Below are 16,980 nucleotides of genomic sequence, written 5' to 3'. Positions count from 1 at the left end.
CGGGTGACGAGTGCGTCGACAGCACACAGCGCGAGCGCGGACCGACCGGAGCCGGATGCCGGCCCGTCCGACACCGGTCCCACCGTTCCCCTGGGAGGTGGGGTGCCGGCGACGGTCCGGCGCCGGCTGGCCACCGTCGAGACGCGGTTGGACGCGTTCTCCTGGCTGGCCACCGCGGTGGTGGTGGCGATCGCCGCGGTCCTGCGGTTCGCCAACCTGAGCCACCCGCCAGGCAAGATCTTCGACGAGATCTACTACGCGCGGGACGCCTGGGCCCTGGTCGACAAGGGCGTGGAGTGGAACTACAAGGACGGCGGACCGTCGTACGTCGTCCACCCGCCGCTGGGCAAGTGGTTGATCGGCCTGGGCGAGTGGGCGTTCGGCTACGCCGACACCGAGCACGGCATCTCGGTGCCCGGCCACCTCTGGACCACCTCGCCCGAGTTCGGCTGGCGGTTCTCGGCGGCGGTGATCGGCACCCTGTCGGTGCTGCTGCTGGTCCGCATCGGTCGCCGGATGTTCCGTTCCACGGTGCTCGGTTGCGTCGCCGGGCTGCTGCTCGCCGTCGACGGCTTCCACCTGGTGCTCTCCCGCACCGCGCTGCTCGACATCTTCCTGCTCTTCTTCGTACTGGCCGCGTTCGGTGCGCTGGTGCTCGACCGGGACGCCACCCGACGGCGCTGGTCCCGGGCGCTGGAGGCGGGGCTGGATCCGACGGCCCGGGGACGGGCCGGCCGTCCACCGGGTGGCTGGCGGACTTGGCCCTGGTGGCGGTTGGCGACCGGGGTACTGCTCGGCTGCGCCTTCGCGGTGAAGTGGAGCGCGCTCTTCTTCGTGCCGATGTTCGCGTTGCTGATGCTGCTCTGGGACGTCGGCGCCCGCCGCTCGGCCGGGGTGCCCCGGCCCTGGCGGGCCACCATGCTCGACGGCTTTCCCTCGATGGTGCTCGCTGGCCTGTTGATGGCGGTCACCTACGTGACGACCTGGTCCGGTTGGTTACTCAGCCACGAGGGCTACTACCGGCTCGCCGAGCGGTACCCACAGGCGGGGCTCAGCGATGCTCCGGTCGTCGGCCCGCTGTGGAACCTGATGCGGTACCACCAAGCCGCGCTGGGCTTCCACAACCAGCTCGACGACGCGCACAAGTACCAGTCGTGGCCGTGGCAGTGGCTGCTACAGGGCAGACCGGTGGCCTTCCACTGGGTGCAGCCCGCGGGCTGCGGGGCACCGACCTGCGCGGAGGAGGTGCTGCTGCTCGGCACGCCGCTGCTGTGGTGGTCGTTCCTGCCCGCCCTGGTGGCGCTGATCTGGCTGGGCCTGGCCCGGCGGGACTGGCGGGCGGGCACGATCCTGCTCGGCGCCGCCTCGGGGATCCTGCCCTGGGCCTGGATCGCCCTCGACGGCCGGACGATGTTCTCCTTCTACGCCGCCCCGGCGCTGCCGTTCTTCGTGCTGGCGGTGGTGTACGTGCTCGGCGCCATCGCGTCACCGGCCGGGCTGAGTGGCACCCGGACCGCCGGTGGGGTCGAGGACGAGGCCAGCCGGGACCGCCGAATGATCGGTGGGGTGATCGTCGGTGCGTACCTGGTGCTCGTCGTGCTCTGCTTCGCGTACTTCTATCCGATCTTCGTCGGCCAGAACATCCCGTACACCGAGTGGTCGGCCCGGATGTGGCTGGGTGGCCGCTGGATCTGATCGGCCGAAGGGCCCGCACGCTGTGCGTGCGGGCCCTTCGGGAAAGTAGGACGCGCCCCGATCGCCTGCCACGGGGGAAGCGGGCGATTGGGGCGCGCACCAGAAGCTTAACCACCCATGACCAGCGGCACAACGGGGCGGCCCGGGTCAGATTTCCGACCGATGGCGATCAAGGGCAGAGATCAACGCCGAGGTCGTCGCTGGGTGACGCCGCGCGGACGCTACGCGGCGCGGACCGCGCCGCAAACCGGCGACAGGCCGTCCCCGCCACCCCTCGGCAGGCCGGGGTGACCGGCCGAGAAAACGTCATGGGTACGTTCAGAAGCGCTTCGGGCGGCGTGGCAGCCAGCCGAGGAACCGGTCCTGCAGGGAGGTCGATCCCGGGGCGTGCAGGTCCTCCGCGGCGGCGGCCAGACAGGCGCCCAGGTAGACGCTGAGCATCGCCCGGTCCGCCGCGTACTCGGCCAGCAACCGGTCGCGTTTGGGCTCGCACGGCCAGGCCGCACCGCAGGTGCCGCAGGTCCAGTCGGGTGTCACCGGAGCGTGCTCGTACGCCGCCGCGGTCGCCGGGACATCGCTCGCCCCGGTCACTCCGACATCCGAGCGATCCGCAACACCGGTCATCGCGCTCCTATCCGCCACTCCTGGACGGCGGGTGGGTACCCGCCATCGATCATCAGCCCGTCCGTCGCCCCCGCGCGCACCATCAGCGCCCGGGAACGCTCCGGTGTTACATCGTTGCGGTACGTTCACCAGCCATGGCCACGACGCGCCGCGCGAACCCGTCGCGCCCGACCACCCGATCCGCGCCGGTCGATGCTACCGGCAACCGGCACCGAGGCAACCTGTCCGGATCCGGCCGTGCGTGACCTGCTGCCACCGGAGGTCGCGGTGGCGGTGGCCGAGCCGCCGGACTGGACCGGTGCCCTGCTCGCGGCAGAGGCGGCCGGCCTCAGTGACCGGGCGGTGGAGAGCCGACGGCGGGACTTCACCGCCGGCCGGGTCTGCGCCCGGCGCGCCATGGTCATGCTGGGCCTGCCGCCGGTCGCCGTACCCGCCGCCGCCGACCGGTCGCCGGTCTGGCCGCCGGGTACGGTCGGCGCGATCACCCACACCCGCGGCTACTGCGCCGCCGCCGTGGCCCGTGCCCACGAGATCCGGTCGGTCGGCGTGGACGCCGAGCAGCACCGGCAACTCAGTCCGGAGGTACGCCGCCTGATCTGTCTGCCCGAGGAGGACGAGCGGTGCAGCCGGCTGCCGCCGGGAGTGTCCTGGCCGGCGGTGCTCTTCAGCGCCAAGGAGACCGTCTACAAGGTGTGGCATCCGATCGTCGGCAGCTGGCTGGACTTCCACGACGCGCTGGTGGAGGTGGATCCGGACAGCGGCACGTTCACCGCCCGGATTGCGCCGGCCCGGATCGACGCCGCCGCGGGCGCCCGCCCACCCGCGACCGTCGTCGGTCGCTTCGCCGTGGACACGACCCTCGTCCGTACCGCCGCCGTCCTGCTGCCGTGAGTGCCCGCCACCCGGCCGCCATCGACCACTCGGGCGGTCAACACGGGCCGCTCGGTGTTGCCGCGACGCGCTAGCGTCAGACGGTTCGCGTCCCCAGAACGGTGCCCGAGGAGTACGGTGAGCCACCCCCAGCCCCCAACCGGGCCGCAGGATCCCCACCAGCCGCACCCCGAGCAGGCCAGCGATCCGTGGGCACCGCCGCCGACGCCCGGCGGTACGCCGCAGGACGGCACCTGGGCGCCCCCGCCGCAGCCCGACCCCGGCAGCCCGTGGAGCGCGCCACAGCCGCCGGGCACCCCGCCGGCCGACCCGTACCAACCGGGCGGCGCGTACCCGCCGAGCGGTCCGTACCCTCCGGCCGGTCCGTACCCGCCCGGTGGCGCCGGGTACCCGCCCGGCGCGCCCCCGCCGACGGGGGTGGGATATCCGCCCGGCCCGCCGCCACCGGTGCCGACCGGCGGCAGCGGCGGCAGGACCGTCCTGATCGTGGTGATCGCGGTGGTCGTCGTGGCGCTGCTCTGCTGCGTCGGTGGGGTGGTCGCGCTCGTCGCCGGGCTGAACCGGACCGCCGAGCAGATCTCCGAGGCGTTGCCCACCCCCTCGGTCACCTACCCGGTGCCCGAGCCGAGCCGCACGCCCACCGAGGCCAGCCCGCCCCGGCCAGCCGGAGAGGGCGAGACGTTCAACATGCGGGCCGGCGACACGCTGGTCCTCAACGACGACGACGGCACCCTCGAGATCACCGTGACGAGGTTCCGCACCGTCACCGAGGGGTGCCGGGCCTTCGCGCCGAAGCCGACGAAGGGGCGGTACCTGATCGCCGAGGTGACCGCCACGGTGACCGAGGGCACCAGCTCGATCAACCCGTTCTACTTCGAGTGGGTGGGCGATGACGGGGCCACGGTCAACGGTCTGATCGGCGCGCTGTCCGGTTGCGGTGAACCGCTCGGTTCCGGCAACGGCCTGCGGGCCGGCAGCAAGCGGGCCGGCACAGTGGTCTTCGACGTCGCCGACACCTCCGGCGTGGTGGAGTACCGCCACCGTTTCGAGACCGCCGGATCCTGGAAGCCGTAGTCGGGCGAGCACCGCGCGCAGCCGGGTGACCGGAGTCTTTGTCCTGATTGGACAGCGCTACACTCCGCCCGGTGATCAACAAGAGATGGTCGTCAGCGGTCCTTCTCGGGCTGCTGGCGGCGACCACGCTGGCCGGCGCCCAGCCGGCATTGGCAGACGACCGGGCAGAACCCGTCACCGAACCGCCCCGCGTCCAGCTCGTACTCGACGTGAGCGGTTCGATGCGGGCCAAGGACATCGACGGACGCAGTCGCATCTCCGTGGCGCAACAGGCGTTCGGCGAGGTGGTGGACGCGCTACCCGACGAGACCCAGTTGGGCATCCGGGTGCTCGGCGCCACCTACCAGGGCAAGGACAAGCAGCAGGGCTGTCTGGACACCCAGCAGATCGTGCCGGTCGGCCCGGTGAACCGCGAACAGGCCAAGGCGGCGGTCGCCACCCTGCGCCCCACCGGCTTCACCCCGGTCGGTCTCGCCCTGCGGGAGGCGGCGAAGGACCTGGGCAGCGGCACCACCGCCCGGCGGATCGTGCTGATCACCGATGGTGAGGACACCTGCGCCCCGCCCGACCCGTGCCAGGTTGCACGCGAGTTGGCGGCCCAGGGCACCACGCTGGTGATCGACACCCTCGGTCTGGCGCCGGACGAGAAGGTCCGCCGTCAGCTGCTCTGCATCGCCGCCGCCACCGGCGGCACGTACACGGCCGCGACCAGCGCCGAGGATCTCACCGGCCGGCTGAAGCAACTGGTCGACCGGGCCCGCGACACGTACGCCACCACGCCGTCGAAGGTCGACGGCGCCGACGCATGTCAGGGTGCGCCGCTGCTGGCGCCGGGGGTCTACACCGACCGGGAGACGTTCTCCGAGCACCGGTGGTACCGGGTGCCGGTCCGGCCGGACCAGGAGCTGCGGGCCTCGGTCAGCATGGCGATGGACCGACCGGTCAACCCCGACTACGGCGTACTGCTGCGGGCCACCGCCACCGACGGCCGGGAGCTGGTACGCGGGGTGGACGCGGGCAGCGGTCGTACCGATGTGGTGTCGGCCGGTCTGCGCTGGTCGGCCGGGGCGGACGAGGACGCGGACGAGCCCGACGAGGAGACCTCACCGAGCCCGTCGGCCAGCGCGACGCCCGCCGTCACCACCGTGTGTCTGGTGGTCAGCAACATGTTCTCGCCACGGGCCGGCACCGAGAAGGATCCCGGTATGCCGGTCGAGTTGACCGTGGACGTGGTCGCCGCCTCGCCCACCCCGGACGGGCCGGATCTGGGCCGGGGCTGGGTGCTGTTGCTCCTGCTGACCCTCGCCGGTCTGCTCACCGGGCTCGTCACCGGCCTGCTCACCCGCTGGTGGGTGGCCACCTGGAGGGAGAACTGATGCGTACCCGATCGGCAAGCCTGGCCGCGCTGGTGGCCGCCGGTGTCGTACTGTCACCGGCCACGGCGCTGGCCGCGCCCACCCCGACTCCCTCGCCCGGCTCGACCACCGTCACCAAGGCCGGTACGTCGTTCCTGAGTGCCACCCCGATCGCCGCCGGTCAACCGGTCCGGGTGGGCGCCTCCACCGGCGAGTACCTGTACTGGTCGTTCACCGCCGGGGCGGGCGAGATCCACGAGATCGACGCGAGCGTGTCGCCGGCCGAGGACCGGACCGGCAGCTCGACCTGGACGGTCGAGGTCTTCGACGGGCTGCGTCGCCGGCAGGCGTGCACGGCCGGCGCGCAGACGCCGACGGCCGACGCCTCGGTGCGCAGCGTGGCCCTCGGCTGCACCCTGCGCCGGGTCCGGCCCTGGGCCGAACCGTGGTCGGTCGACCCGCTACCCGGCACCTACTACGTCCGGTTGGCCGTGGTCGAGGTGCCCGAGCGGGACCTCGGCCTGCCGATCGACGTGGAGCTGCGGATCTCCGCCACCGGCGACGCCGGCACCGCGCCCGAGGACGGCAGGCTGGAGACGCCGTTGGTACCGCCGACCAACGCCGGTGAGGTGCTGGAGGCGGTGCCGACTCTCGCCCCGGCGGCCGAGGACGACGGCTGGAACCTCGATCTCACCGGTTGGCTGCCCGAGGCCGGTTCCCGGTGGATCTGGACCACGGCCGGCGGGGTGCTGGCCGCGGTCGCCGGTGTGTTCGGCTTCGCTCTGACCCGGCGCCCCCGGGTTCGCACCGCCGTCCGGTGAGCCGCTGCTCTCCGTAGACCGTCCGTTCGGTGGACCGTCCGTCTCGGTGGACCGGGAACAACCTGCCCCGGCGGTCGTGATTGCACTCAGAAATATTTATTTCAGTGTGCAATCACGACCACCAACGGCAGTCAGCCCCGCCGCCGGTGCGCTACATCGACAGGACCGCATCCCGCGAACCGCGCAGGGGCACGCCGCCTCTTGTTTGGGCGCCCGACCGTCTATTAGTTTGTTTACCATCCAGACGAACTCACTCCCCCGGTGAGCCCGCCCGCACCCCTGAGCCCTTCTCGAGAGGGAGACCGATGACACGGCACAACCCCGGCGCGGAGACCTCACGCCGCAACTTCCTCGGCCTGCTCGGCCTCGGCGCGGCCACCATCGCCGGCGGTCCCGTGCTCGCCGGGTGTTCCGAGAAGCCGGCCGGCACCGGCACCGCGCAGAACCTGGACGCCTTCGCCCACCTGCTGCCCAACCAGAAGGACCTGGCACAGCGCATCGCCCCCGACATCGCCGGGATCCGGCCGGTGCCGGACGGCTACACCCGGTTCCCGGACACGCTCGTCGACCTGATCACCGAGAAGCCGGGCACCAGCGGCAAGGAGATCACCGCGATGACCCCGGCCTGGGGTCCGGCCCCGCCGGGGATCGGCCAGAGCGCCTACCTGCAGGCGGTCAACGCCGAGCTGGGCACCCCGGTCAACTTCACCATCCAGGACGGCAACACGTACGCCGACAAGCTCAACGCCATGCTCGGCGCCCGTGACGTACCCGAGCTGCTCTGCGTACCGAGCTGGGAGGTGGAAAAGATCCCGCGGTTCGCCGAGGCGATCGGCGTACTCTTCGAGGATCTGACGGAGCACCTCAAGGGCAGCGCGGTCGACGCGTACCCGATGTTGGCCAGCTTCCCCACCGGGGCCTGGCGGCACGCCATCTGGAACGAGCGGCTGGCCGCCGTGCCGAACCCGACCGACGGACCGTTCGCCTGGGTGATGTTCAGCCGCAAGGATCTGCTGGACGCGCGGGGCCTGGCCGTCCCCACCTCGCTGGACGACCTGCTGGCCGTCGCCAAGCAGGTCACCGACCCGGGGCGCAAGGTGTGGGCGTTCAACGACGTCTTCCCGATGATCCAGATGTACCACCGGGTGCCCGGCGCCAAGCAGGGATGGCGGCTACGCGCCGACGGCACGCCCGAGTTCAAGTACGAGACCCCGGAGTTCCGGCAGGCCCTGGAGGTCATGGCCAAGATCTACCAGGACGGTCTGGTCCACCCGGACGTCGTGGCGAGCAAGGGCGCGGACGCCAAGCAACTGTTCGCCAAGGGCGGCAACATCGTCTTCATGCAGGACGGCTTCGGCTTCTGGCAGGCCGGCCAGGCCGAACACCAGAAGGTCAACAAGGCGCTGAACATCCAGCCGGTGCCGGTCTTCGCCGCCACCGGCGGCGACCCGCTCGTCTGGGGCAGCGACCAGCCGATCTCCTACACCTTCGTGCGCAAGGGCGCCGGCCAGGAGCGGGTCGCGGAACTGCTCCGGATCATCAACTGGTGCTCGGCGCCGATGGGCAGCCAGGAGGCACAGCTGCGTGACTTCGGCGTCGAGGGCCGGCACCACACCCGTACGCCGAACGGGCCGGTCAAGACCGACCTGGCCTTCAAGGAGATCAACAACCAGTACTTCTTCATCAGTGGCCGCAACCCCACCATCGGCCCGTTCGCGGACACCCCGAACTACGTCCGCGACGCACTGACGTACTCCAACGAGATGGTCAAGTACCTGGAGCCCGATCCCTGGGTCGGCGTGAAGCTCGAGATGCCGGCCGCCTTCAAGGCCAACCAGGTGCCGACCGAGGACAAGTTCACCGACGTACTGCGCGGCCGCCGGCCGCTGTCCGACGTGGACGCCATCCTGCAGGAGTGGAAGGCCGGAGGCGGGGAGGCGGCGCGGCAGCTGCTCGCCGACTCGCTGCCCAAGGCTGGCTGATGAGCACCCGCGAGGCCACCGCCGGAGCCGGGCCGCAACGGACCCGGCCCGGCGCACCGGCCCCGGCTTCCCGGCCACCCGCCCGCCGTCGGCGCGTGCCCCTGCGGACCCGACTCCGCCGGGACTGGCAGCTGCTGGCCATGGTCGCGCCCGGCTTCGTCATCCTGCTGGTCTTCAGCTACGTGCCGATCCTCGGCAACGTCATCGCCTTCCAGGACTACAACCCGTACCTCGGCGCCAACCCGCTGGAGGCGTTCCTGCAGAGCGAGTGGATCGGCTTCGGCCAGTTCCAGCTGCTCTTCGAGGACCCGGCGTTCTGGCACGCGTTCCGCAACACCCTGGCGATCACCGCGTTCCAGCTCGTCTTCTTCTTCCCACTGCCGATCCTGCTGGCGATCGTGCTGCACAGCCTGCTCTCCAGCCGGTTGCGCGGGTTCATCCAGACCGTCGTGTACCTGCCGCACTTCTTCAGCTGGGTGCTGGTGGTCAGCTTCTTCGTCGCCATGCTCGGCGGCGCCGGTCTGCTCGCCCAGACCATGCGGGAAGCCGGGATGGAACCGTGGAACGTGATGACCAACCCGGACACCTTCATCATCCTGGTCACCGTCGAGGCGATCTGGAAGGACGTCGGCTGGGGCACCATCGTCTTCCTCGCCGCGCTGTCCACCATCGACCAGAACCTCTACGAGGCGGCGGCCGCCGACGGCGCCGGACGGTGGCGTCGGCTGTGGCACATCACCCTGCCCGGCCTACGGCCGGTGATCGTGCTGCTGTTGATCCTGCGCCTCGGTGACGCGCTCTCGGTCGGCTTCGAACAGTTCCTGCTGCAACGCGACGCCGTCGGCCGGCAAGCCGCCGAGGTGCTGGACACCTTCGTCTACCACTTCTCCATCGCCACCGGGAACTACGGGTACGGTGCCGCGGCCGGCCTGTTCAAGGCCGCCATCGGGCTCATCCTCATCCTGGCCGCCAACAAGGTCGCGCACCTGCTCGGCGAACGAGGGATCTACTCACGGTCATGACAGCCACCGTCGCCCGCAAACCGCCCGGCGCCCGCCCCCGGCGCCCGGCCTGGGAGGAACCGCCCAGCCCGCTGGGCCAGGGCGCCAAGGCCGTACTGCTCGGCCTGCTCGTGCTCAGCGTGCTGTTCCCACTCTGGGTGATCCTGGTGACCAGCCTGTCCTCGCGCGAGACGATCGCCCGGGCCGGCGGCCTCGTGGTGATCCCCCGGGGAATCGACGTCTCCGCCTACGAGACGATCTTCGCCGGTGGCGCGGTCACCCGGGCCCTGTGGATCAGCACCCTGGTCACCGTCATCGGCACCGCGCTGGCGTTGACCGTGACCGTACTGGCCGCGTACGGCCTGTCCCGGCCCCGTTCGCTAGGCTACCGCTGGCTGCTCGCGTACTTCCTGCTGCCGTTCCTGATCTACCCGCCACTGGTGCCGAAGTACCTCGTGGTGACCGGGCTGGGCCTCAAGGACACCATCTGGGCGCTGGTCCTGCCGCCCGCGATCAGCGTGTTCAACCTGGTCGTCGTGCGCGGCTTCTTCCAGGGCATCCCGCAGGAACTGCTGGACAGCGCCCGCATCGACGGTGCCAGCGACTTCCGCACCCTGACCCGCATCGTGCTGCCACTGGCCCGGGCGGTCATCGCGGTGGTCGGCCTCTTCTACGCGGTCACCTACTGGAACGTCTGGTTCGACGCGCTGCTGTTCATCGACCGCAACGACATGTACCCGATCCAGCGGGTGTTGCAGAGCTACCTGCTCGCCGGTCAGGCGCCCACCACCTCCGGCGCGGCCAGCGGCGCCACCATGCCGCCCACCGAGGCGATCAAGATGGCCGTGGTCGTACTGACCGTGGCACCCATCGTCGCTGTCTACCCCTTCATCCAGCGGCACTTCGTCAAGGGCGTCCTGATCGGCGCCATCAAGGGCTGACCGGGGGCGGTGTGGCGGGCGGCGGCGATCCCGCCACACCGGCCCCGGTCGCACGGGCGCGCCCGGAGGTGGTGCCCGGGCGACGATCGGCCGGGCACCGGTCGGCGTCAGAGCCGGGCGAGGATCTTCTTCATCGTGTCGATCTCGGCCTGCTGGGTGGTGACGATCTGCTGGGCCAACGCCTTGGCCTCCGGGTTGGCCCCCTCCGCGATCTCCTCCTCGCCCATGGTGATCGCGCCCTCGTGATGGGCGATCATCATGGTGAGGAACTGCCGGTCGAACTCCGGACCCGTGGCGGCTTCGAGCCGGGCCATGTCGGCGTCGGACATCATGCCCGGCATCTCGTGATCCATCTCGGGCGACCCGTGGTCGGTGCCGTGCCCGTCGGTGGTGGGCATCGGTGCGCCCCACTGGGCGAGCCAGCCCCGCAGTTGGGTGATCTCGGGCGCCTGCGCGTCCTTGATCTGCGCGGCCAACTCCTTGACCTCCGGGTCGGCCGCCCGGGTCGCGGCCAGGTCGGACATCTCCACGGCCTGTTCGTGGTGCGGGATCATCATCTGGGCGAACATCTGGTCCGCCGCGTTGTTGGCGGCGGCCTCCCCGCTGAATGCGCTGCTCGACGGGGTGGCGGGCTTGTCGTGGCCGGCTCCGGCCTGGTGATCCGAGCCGCAGGCGGCAAGGCCGACGGCAACGGCGAGACTCACGCCGGACAGCAGGGCCCGACGCAGGTGGGTGCGGTTCATGGTGGGTGAAAGCCTTTCGGTGCAATGGGCAGGAGTCATCGGCGCGCCCCCTGGCGAGGGACACGCTGGTCGCTCCTATATCCGCAGCACCGACACCGCGGTCGTGGTCAGACCGATCGGGACGCGCGCCGGTGGGGCCCGACCGCCGTTCGACGGGGTCGGCGTACGGCCCCGTGGTCGCCGGCCCCGGGTCGCCCGCAGCAGCAGGACGGCGAGCACCACGGCGAGGGCGAAGCCGGCGGTGATGGCGAGGCAGACCGCCCAGCCGGCACCATCACCGTGCCCCGGCTCCTCGGAGGCCGGGGCGGCCGGGGCGGCCGGTGGAATGCAGTGCCCGTCGGCGCAGGCGGGGGCGGCCTCGACGTGACTGCCGTGCCCGGCCGCCCCGATCATCGGTTCGTGGCCGAGGCTGTGCATGCTGGCCAGCCCGAACAGAGTGCAGGCCAGCAGCACGAACCGGGCCCATCGCCCGGTGGTGGCCGCCTCGCCTCGCACCCGATCACGGTATCGTCCGGCCGACCACCACCCGCGCCGAACCCCGGCATCCGGCCCGCCCCGTCGGGTTACCCGCCGGAGCCGATCTGCCGGGTGATCGTGACATCGGTGATCTCGGCGTCCTTGGCCAGCAGCATCGCCTTGCTGAGGATGACGGCGAGCATGCCGTCCCCCTCGAACGGAAGGAACTGCTGGTCACCCAGCCGGCCCGCGGCACGGTCCGCCACGATGCAGAGATAGGTGTCGTTCGGGCTCATCAGGATGTTGCCCGACCCCAGATGGATCCGGTAGGTGCGCAGGTCACCATCGACCACCAGAAACCGGCCGTCGATCCGGGCCCGCTGCCCCACCGCGAGCCGGGGCAGCAGCCGGCTCAGCAGGTCTCGCCGGGTCTCGGCCGTGGCGGACAACTCCCCGAAGCTGTACGACGACCAGTAGTCCCGGAACCGGCCCTGCGGCCCCCCGTCGGACCAGGTCGGGTCGTTGCCGACGCTGGCCACCCCGACGAACAGGTCCACGTCCCGCATGATCTCGCTGAGCACCAGCGGCGGGATCTGGTCAAGCGGCAGCGGGTCGGTCGGCCGGGCCTCCGCCCACGCCCACCGGCCCGAGGTGTAGCCACCACCAGAGGCGTGGGACCAGTTCTGTGCGGCGGCGATCGGGTAGAAGCGCACCTGGTCGGTGACGAGCCGCAGGTAGGACCCGCTGTCGGTGGTGTCGACGCCGTACTCGTCGCCGCAGCCCTCCACCCAGTACTCGGCGCGCAGTCCCCAGCCGGGCAGTTCCCGGGAGGTCGGCGGGTACGAGTCGTCGACCATCAGCCGGAGCCGGTCGCTCCAGCCCCGGATCGCGGCCAGCGCATGGTACTGGTGTTGGCGCAGGATGTGCCCGGCGAACCGGTTGGAGTAGGTGCCGGTGTTCTCCTCGGCCGGGGTGAGCAGGTAGACCTCCCGGTGTGCCTGCTTGAACGGCTGGACGACCCGGTGCCGCTCCAGCCACTCCCGCCAGCCGACGACCTCCGCCACCGGCCGGCCGATCGGATGCCAGATCCGCACCTGCGCGTCGTCGACGGCGGTGACCGGGCTGTCGTCCACGGTGCGCAGCGCGCCGTCGGCCCAGCCGCACGGCACCCCGTCGACCAGCCACAGCAGTCGACGGGCCAGCGCGCCGACCAGCGGATGATCCAGGTAGCGCTGCCGCCACCCGGCAAGGGTCCAGGTGCGCTGGGCCAGGAACAGCCCGTCCAGTCGGGCCGTCTGGGCGGCCATCATCCCGGTGATCTCCTTGGCCAGGCCCTTCAGCTCGGCCAGTCGCGCGGCGTGGTCCCGGCGTACCGCCGCCGGTGGACTCTTCACCTGCCGACCTGCTTCGTTGTGCCAGATCAGGCTGACGCCGGTGCCGGCGATCAGCAGCTCGGCCCGGCAGCCACCGAGGACCACCTCGTGCCGACCCACCTCGGTCAGGCCGTAGTCCGGTACGGCCAGTTCCTCGATCTCGTCCCGCCCGATGCCCATCGCCGCAGCGCGGGCGTCGAGCGCCCTGCCGATCTCGTTGCGGGTGCCCTTGTAGGTGACCCGAGTCGACAGCCGGGCCAGCTGCGCCAGCGCCGCCTCGCCGGCGAGCCGCCCGAGCACCCCGACCGCCGCGTTGGCCACCTTCGGGCAGGCCGGACCGATCCCGGGCAGCCGCCGCAGCATCGCCTCCACCAGGCCGCCGATCAGGCGGACCTGCTCGGGCGCCGGGCCGGTCCGCTCGACCAGCCAGAGCAGGCCACGCAGCAGATCCGCGTTGATCGAGGTCGGTTGGCGTTGCGGGGCACGCCCGGCGGCGGCCAGCCACCGGTCGAGCAGCTGCCTCGCCTCGGCCGGGTCGACGGCGGCGAGCAGCCGGGACGCCTCGGTCGACCAGCCGGTCGACGGGCGGGGGGTGGTCGCGGTGCTGGCGTGGCCGACCAGGCGCTGCCAGGCCGGGTCGAGGGTGGGCAGCTCGGCCAGGATCTGCTCGGCCCACGGGTCAGCCGGATCGAGCGGCAGGCCGGCCAGCTCGACCAGCAGTTGCCGCAACCGCTGGCTCTCCCCCGACCGGGCGGCCAGCACCTTCTCCAGGTCGGCGGGGAGCGGGCCGGCGGCGGCCAGGCCCCGAGCCACGATCTCCAGTGCGCCCGGCGGCAGTCCGTACGACGCCCGGACCGCGTACCTGGCGAGCGCGCCGAGCTGTTCCGGGGTCAGCTCGGCGGGCAGCCGGCGGGCCAACTGCCCGATCAGCTCCAGCGTCGACCAGCTGCGGTTGCGGCTCTTCTGCTGGCGGCGGACCATGGCGTGCACCAGACGCGCGACGTCCGGCCGGGACAGCGGGCGCAGCTCGGCGCGCACCTCCGGGCTTTCCAGGCAGAGCCGGGCGTGCGTGTGGAGGTGGTCGGCCAGCGCGGTCAGGTCGTCCGCGGCGACCAGGTCGCGCACCCGGGTGGCATACCAGGTGGTGTCGGTGGTGGTGGTCATCAGCCACCCACCAGCGGGACGAGCTTGAGGAAGATGACCTCGGTGTCGCGGCGCAGGTCGACCTCGTCGTCGAGTTCCTCGGCCTGGCGGTCGCCGACCAGCACCACGAAACCGTTACGGCCGAACGCCTCCTCGGCCAGTGCGACCTGCCGCGCGGCGTCGACCCGGCGGTGCGACCGCTCGGCCGGCTCCCCGTTGAGCGCCCGCTCGGTCGGGGTGGGCTGCACCAGCAGCCGGCGCGGCGCCGGGGTGGCCGCGTTGTGCTCGGCCACCTCCTGGTGGATCCGCCGCCGGATCAGCTCACGCAGCGTCAGCCGCTCCTCGAAGATCTGCAAGGCCCACGCCGGGGTACGAGCACCGGCCGTGCTCTCGTCCACAAAGGTCACCGTCGCCATGTCGCGGAAGTCTAGGCAGGCCCCCCGACACGAATCCGGCTTCGGTTTGCCGCCACCGCCACGGAGCTGCCCCGACGCTGCGTACACAGCGTCGGGGCGTCCTCCCGACCGATCAGCCGGGCCGTTCACTCAGAGCGACAGTGCCCACCGGTTGATGTAGCCGGTGTCGGCGGTGGCCGCATCCTGTACCCGCAGCCGCCAGGTGCCGTTCGGGGCCTTCCCGGAGAGGTTGACGGTGTACGTCTGCTGGATGTTGTCGGCGCTGCCGCCGGACCGGTTGTGCAGGACGTACGCGCTACCGTCCGGCGCGACCAGGCTGACCACCAGGTCACCGATCCAGGTGTGGATGATGTCCACGGTCACGGTGCTGGCCGGGGACGGGGTTGCCGCACACCCGCTGATCACGATCGCGCTTTCCACAGTCGTGTTGTCGGAGATCGGCACGTCGGTCTCGTTCGATCCGGAGCAGCCGGGCAGACCGTTGACGGTCAGGCTCAGCACCGTGGTCCGGGCCACCGACGGCGAGGTGCCGACCAGGGTGAGCGAGTAGGAACCGGTACCCACCGTCGGCGTGCCGCTGACGGTGACGGTGGCCGAGCCGCCCGCGGTGACCGAGGTGGGGCTGAACGAGACCGTGACGCCGGCCGGCACCGAAGTGGCCGAGAACGTCACCGTCTCGGCGACGCCCCGGACCACCGCCGTGCTGACCGTGGTGGTGGTCGAGGAGCCCGGGTCGATCGTCACCGCGCTCGGCGTGGCCGAGACGGAGAAGTCGTCGGTCACGCAGGTGTCGCTGCCGGCCACGTTGACCGCGGTCCAGGCGGCCTGCACCGCCTTGTACTCGGTGCCGCAGAAGCCGTACAGGTCCGCCGCAGCGGCCAGGGTGTGTACCCGGGCGGTGTTGGTGGGCTGGGCGGTGTTGACGTAGCGGGTGTTCGAGACGAAGTACACGTCCAACGCCCGGAACCAGATCTGCTCCGCCTTGGCCCGGCCGATGCCGGTCACCGGCGGTGCCGAGCCGCAGATCGGCGAGGTCCCGTACGGGGTGGCGCCGGTACCTTCCGCGAGGTTGAAGAAGAAGTGGTTGCCCACGCCCGAGGAGTAGTGCACGCCGACGCTGTTGGTGCTGGTCGACCAGCAGCCATGCGAGGAACCGTCCAACGTGGGGTTGTACATGTACCGCAGCGGCGTACCGTTGCCCCTGATGTCGATCTTCTCGCCGACCTCGTAGTCACCCGGGTCGTTGGCGTTGTTGGCGTAGAACTCGACCATGTTGCCGAAGATGTCGCTGGTCGCCTCGTTCAGCCCACCGGACTCACCGGAGTAGGTCAGGCCACCCGGCACCACGTTGGCGGTGACCCCGTGGGACATCTCGTGTCCGGCCACGTCCAGGGAGACCAGCGGCCGGGCGTTGCCGGCCCCGTCGCCGTAGGTCATCTGGGCGCCGTCCCAGAAGGCGTTGACGTACGCGTTGCCGTAGTGCACCCGCGACGGCACACCCGCGCCGTTACCGAAGATGCCGTTACGGCCGTGCACGTTCAGGAAGTAGTCGAAGGTCGTGGCGGCGCCGTAGTGCGCGTCCACCGCCGCCGACTGCCGGTTGCTGTTCGTGCCGTTGCCCCACACGTTGTCGGCGTCGGTGAAGGTGGTGCAGGTCGAGGTGCCGTTGTTCATGTCGCAGGTACGACCGTTGCCGCGCAGCGGGTCGATCATGTTGTAGAGCGAGCCCGACGCGGTGGTGTCGATGGTGACGCTGCCGGAGTAGATGCTGTTGCCGGTGCCGGCCACGCTCTCGATCTCATCGTACGAGCCGATCAGCTCGCCGGTCAACGCGTTGACGATGACGTGCAGCCGGGACGGGGTCTGTCCGTCGGGCGCCCAGCCGGCCACCACGGTCTCCCAGGCCAGTACGCCGGTGCCGGTGCTGGCGTCCACGAACAGTTCGGGCGCCTCGACGCTGGTGACCTTGCCGGAGAACTCGGTGCGGGCGAGCTTCCCGGCCCGGTCGGCAGTGATCTTCGGCGTGGTGACCACGTTCAGTGGTGCCACCAGACCGACGGAACTGCCGGTGTAGTCGCCGTCGGAGTCGGTGCGGATGATGAGATCACCACCGTAGACCCGCAGGCCGGCGTAGGTGCGCGTGTACCGGACCAGGCCGTTGCCAGCCCTGTCCTTCTTGCTGCTGTAGACGGCGTACCGGTCCTTGGCCGAGCCCTTGATCGCCCCGGCGTGTCGCTTGAGCGCCGCGTCTGCGTCGGCGATCAGGGACGGACCGGGTACCGGCGGTGCTGCTGCGGTCGCACTCGTGGTGCCGACCGCGAGACCACTACCAACCAGCACGGTGATGCTGGCCAGCGCGAGAGCTGATCTCAACTTTCCTCCCCACTTCAGGATGCCGACGCATCCAGGTATGCGAATATCATTCGCCACTTGTCGGCGCCCGGGAAGGACGTTGAGAGCGCTCA

General features: G+C 71.2%; 14 protein-coding genes. 8 read left to right on the top strand and 6 right to left on the bottom strand.

Annotated features, from left to right (window positions below):
• Positions 1-3 precede the first annotated feature (3 nt).
• Entirely contained in the window at positions 4-1,695 is a 1,692-nt protein-coding gene (locus D2L64_RS08565) for a dolichyl-phosphate-mannose--protein mannosyltransferase (RefSeq protein ID WP_119574181.1), read from the top strand.
• Positions 1,696-2,013: 318 nt separating this feature from the next.
• On the opposite strand, the gene D2L64_RS08560 is transcribed toward D2L64_RS08565, so the two are convergent.
• Positions 2,014-2,286 (bottom strand): hypothetical protein, encoded by a 273-nt coding sequence (locus D2L64_RS08560; RefSeq protein WP_119574180.1) that lies wholly within the window; start codon positions 2,284-2,286, stop codon positions 2,014-2,016.
• A gap of 270 nt (positions 2,287-2,556) precedes the next feature.
• Between D2L64_RS08560 and D2L64_RS08555 the strand changes: the two genes are divergently transcribed.
• The 7 genes from D2L64_RS08555 to D2L64_RS08525 all read left to right on the top strand — a co-directional run bounded on the left by D2L64_RS08555 (position 2,557) and on the right by D2L64_RS08525 (position 10,384).
• Positions 2,557-3,210 (top strand): 4'-phosphopantetheinyl transferase family protein, encoded by a 654-nt coding sequence (locus D2L64_RS08555; RefSeq protein ID WP_119574423.1) that lies wholly within the window; start codon positions 2,557-2,559, stop codon positions 3,208-3,210.
• A 117-nt stretch (positions 3,211-3,327) separates the two neighbouring features.
• Positions 3,328-4,284 carry a DUF4352 domain-containing protein gene (locus D2L64_RS08550; RefSeq protein ID WP_119574179.1) on the top strand — a complete coding sequence of 319 codons (957 nt, stop codon included), beginning with the start codon at positions 3,328-3,330 and terminating at the stop codon, positions 4,282-4,284.
• 71 nt (positions 4,285-4,355) lie between these two features.
• Positions 4,356-5,660, top strand: a complete 1,305-nt coding sequence (locus tag D2L64_RS08545) for a VWA domain-containing protein (protein WP_119574178.1) — start codon at positions 4,356-4,358, stop codon at positions 5,658-5,660.
• Positions 5,660-6,460: a peptidase gene (locus D2L64_RS08540; RefSeq protein WP_119574421.1), complete on the top strand. Its 801-nt coding sequence runs from the start codon at positions 5,660-5,662 to the stop codon at positions 6,458-6,460. Before D2L64_RS08545 ends, D2L64_RS08540 begins: the two co-directional genes overlap by 1 nt.
• Before the next feature lie 305 nt (positions 6,461-6,765).
• Positions 6,766-8,442 (top strand): extracellular solute-binding protein, encoded by a 1,677-nt coding sequence (locus tag D2L64_RS08535; RefSeq protein ID WP_119574177.1) that lies wholly within the window; start codon positions 6,766-6,768, stop codon positions 8,440-8,442.
• A complete protein-coding gene (locus D2L64_RS08530) occupies positions 8,442-9,464 on the top strand; it encodes an ABC transporter permease (protein ID WP_119574176.1) in 1,023 nt (340 codons plus the stop codon). The genes D2L64_RS08535 and D2L64_RS08530 overlap by 1 nt, the downstream gene beginning before the upstream one ends.
• Positions 9,461-10,384 (top strand): carbohydrate ABC transporter permease, encoded by a 924-nt coding sequence (locus D2L64_RS08525; protein WP_119574175.1) that lies wholly within the window; start codon positions 9,461-9,463, stop codon positions 10,382-10,384. Before D2L64_RS08530 ends, D2L64_RS08525 begins: the two co-directional genes overlap by 4 nt.
• 107 nt (positions 10,385-10,491) lie before the next feature.
• Here D2L64_RS08525 and D2L64_RS08520 read toward each other — a convergent pair whose 3' ends face one another.
• The 5 genes from D2L64_RS08520 to D2L64_RS08500 form a co-directional block, all read right to left on the bottom strand.
• On the bottom strand, positions 10,492-11,127 hold the full coding sequence (locus D2L64_RS08520) for a DUF305 domain-containing protein (RefSeq protein ID WP_119574174.1): 636 nt from the start codon (positions 11,125-11,127) through the stop codon (positions 10,492-10,494).
• Between the two features lie 75 nt (positions 11,128-11,202).
• A complete protein-coding gene (locus D2L64_RS08515; protein WP_119574173.1) occupies positions 11,203-11,622 on the bottom strand; it encodes a DUF6153 family protein in 420 nt (139 codons plus the stop codon).
• 68 nt (positions 11,623-11,690) lie between these two features.
• On the bottom strand, positions 11,691-14,120 hold the full coding sequence (locus D2L64_RS08510) for a DUF4132 domain-containing protein (protein WP_119574172.1): 2,430 nt from the start codon (positions 14,118-14,120) through the stop codon (positions 11,691-11,693).
• Complete coding sequence (locus D2L64_RS08505) at positions 14,120-14,515, bottom strand: hypothetical protein (protein WP_233558861.1); 396 nt, start codon at positions 14,513-14,515, stop codon at positions 14,120-14,122. Before D2L64_RS08505 ends, D2L64_RS08510 begins: the two co-directional genes overlap by 1 nt.
• 129 nt (positions 14,516-14,644) lie before the next feature.
• Positions 14,645-16,888 (bottom strand): M4 family metallopeptidase, encoded by a 2,244-nt coding sequence (locus D2L64_RS08500; protein ID WP_119574171.1) that lies wholly within the window; start codon positions 16,886-16,888, stop codon positions 14,645-14,647.
• Positions 16,889-16,980: the final 92 nt, after the last annotated feature.

Source organism: Micromonospora radicis (genome assembly GCF_003583405.1).
Lineage (GTDB): Bacteria > Actinomycetota > Actinomycetes > Mycobacteriales > Micromonosporaceae > Micromonospora > Micromonospora radicis.
The sequence above is the reverse complement of the archived record's forward strand: the minus strand, read 5'-3'. Positions and strand labels throughout refer to the sequence as shown.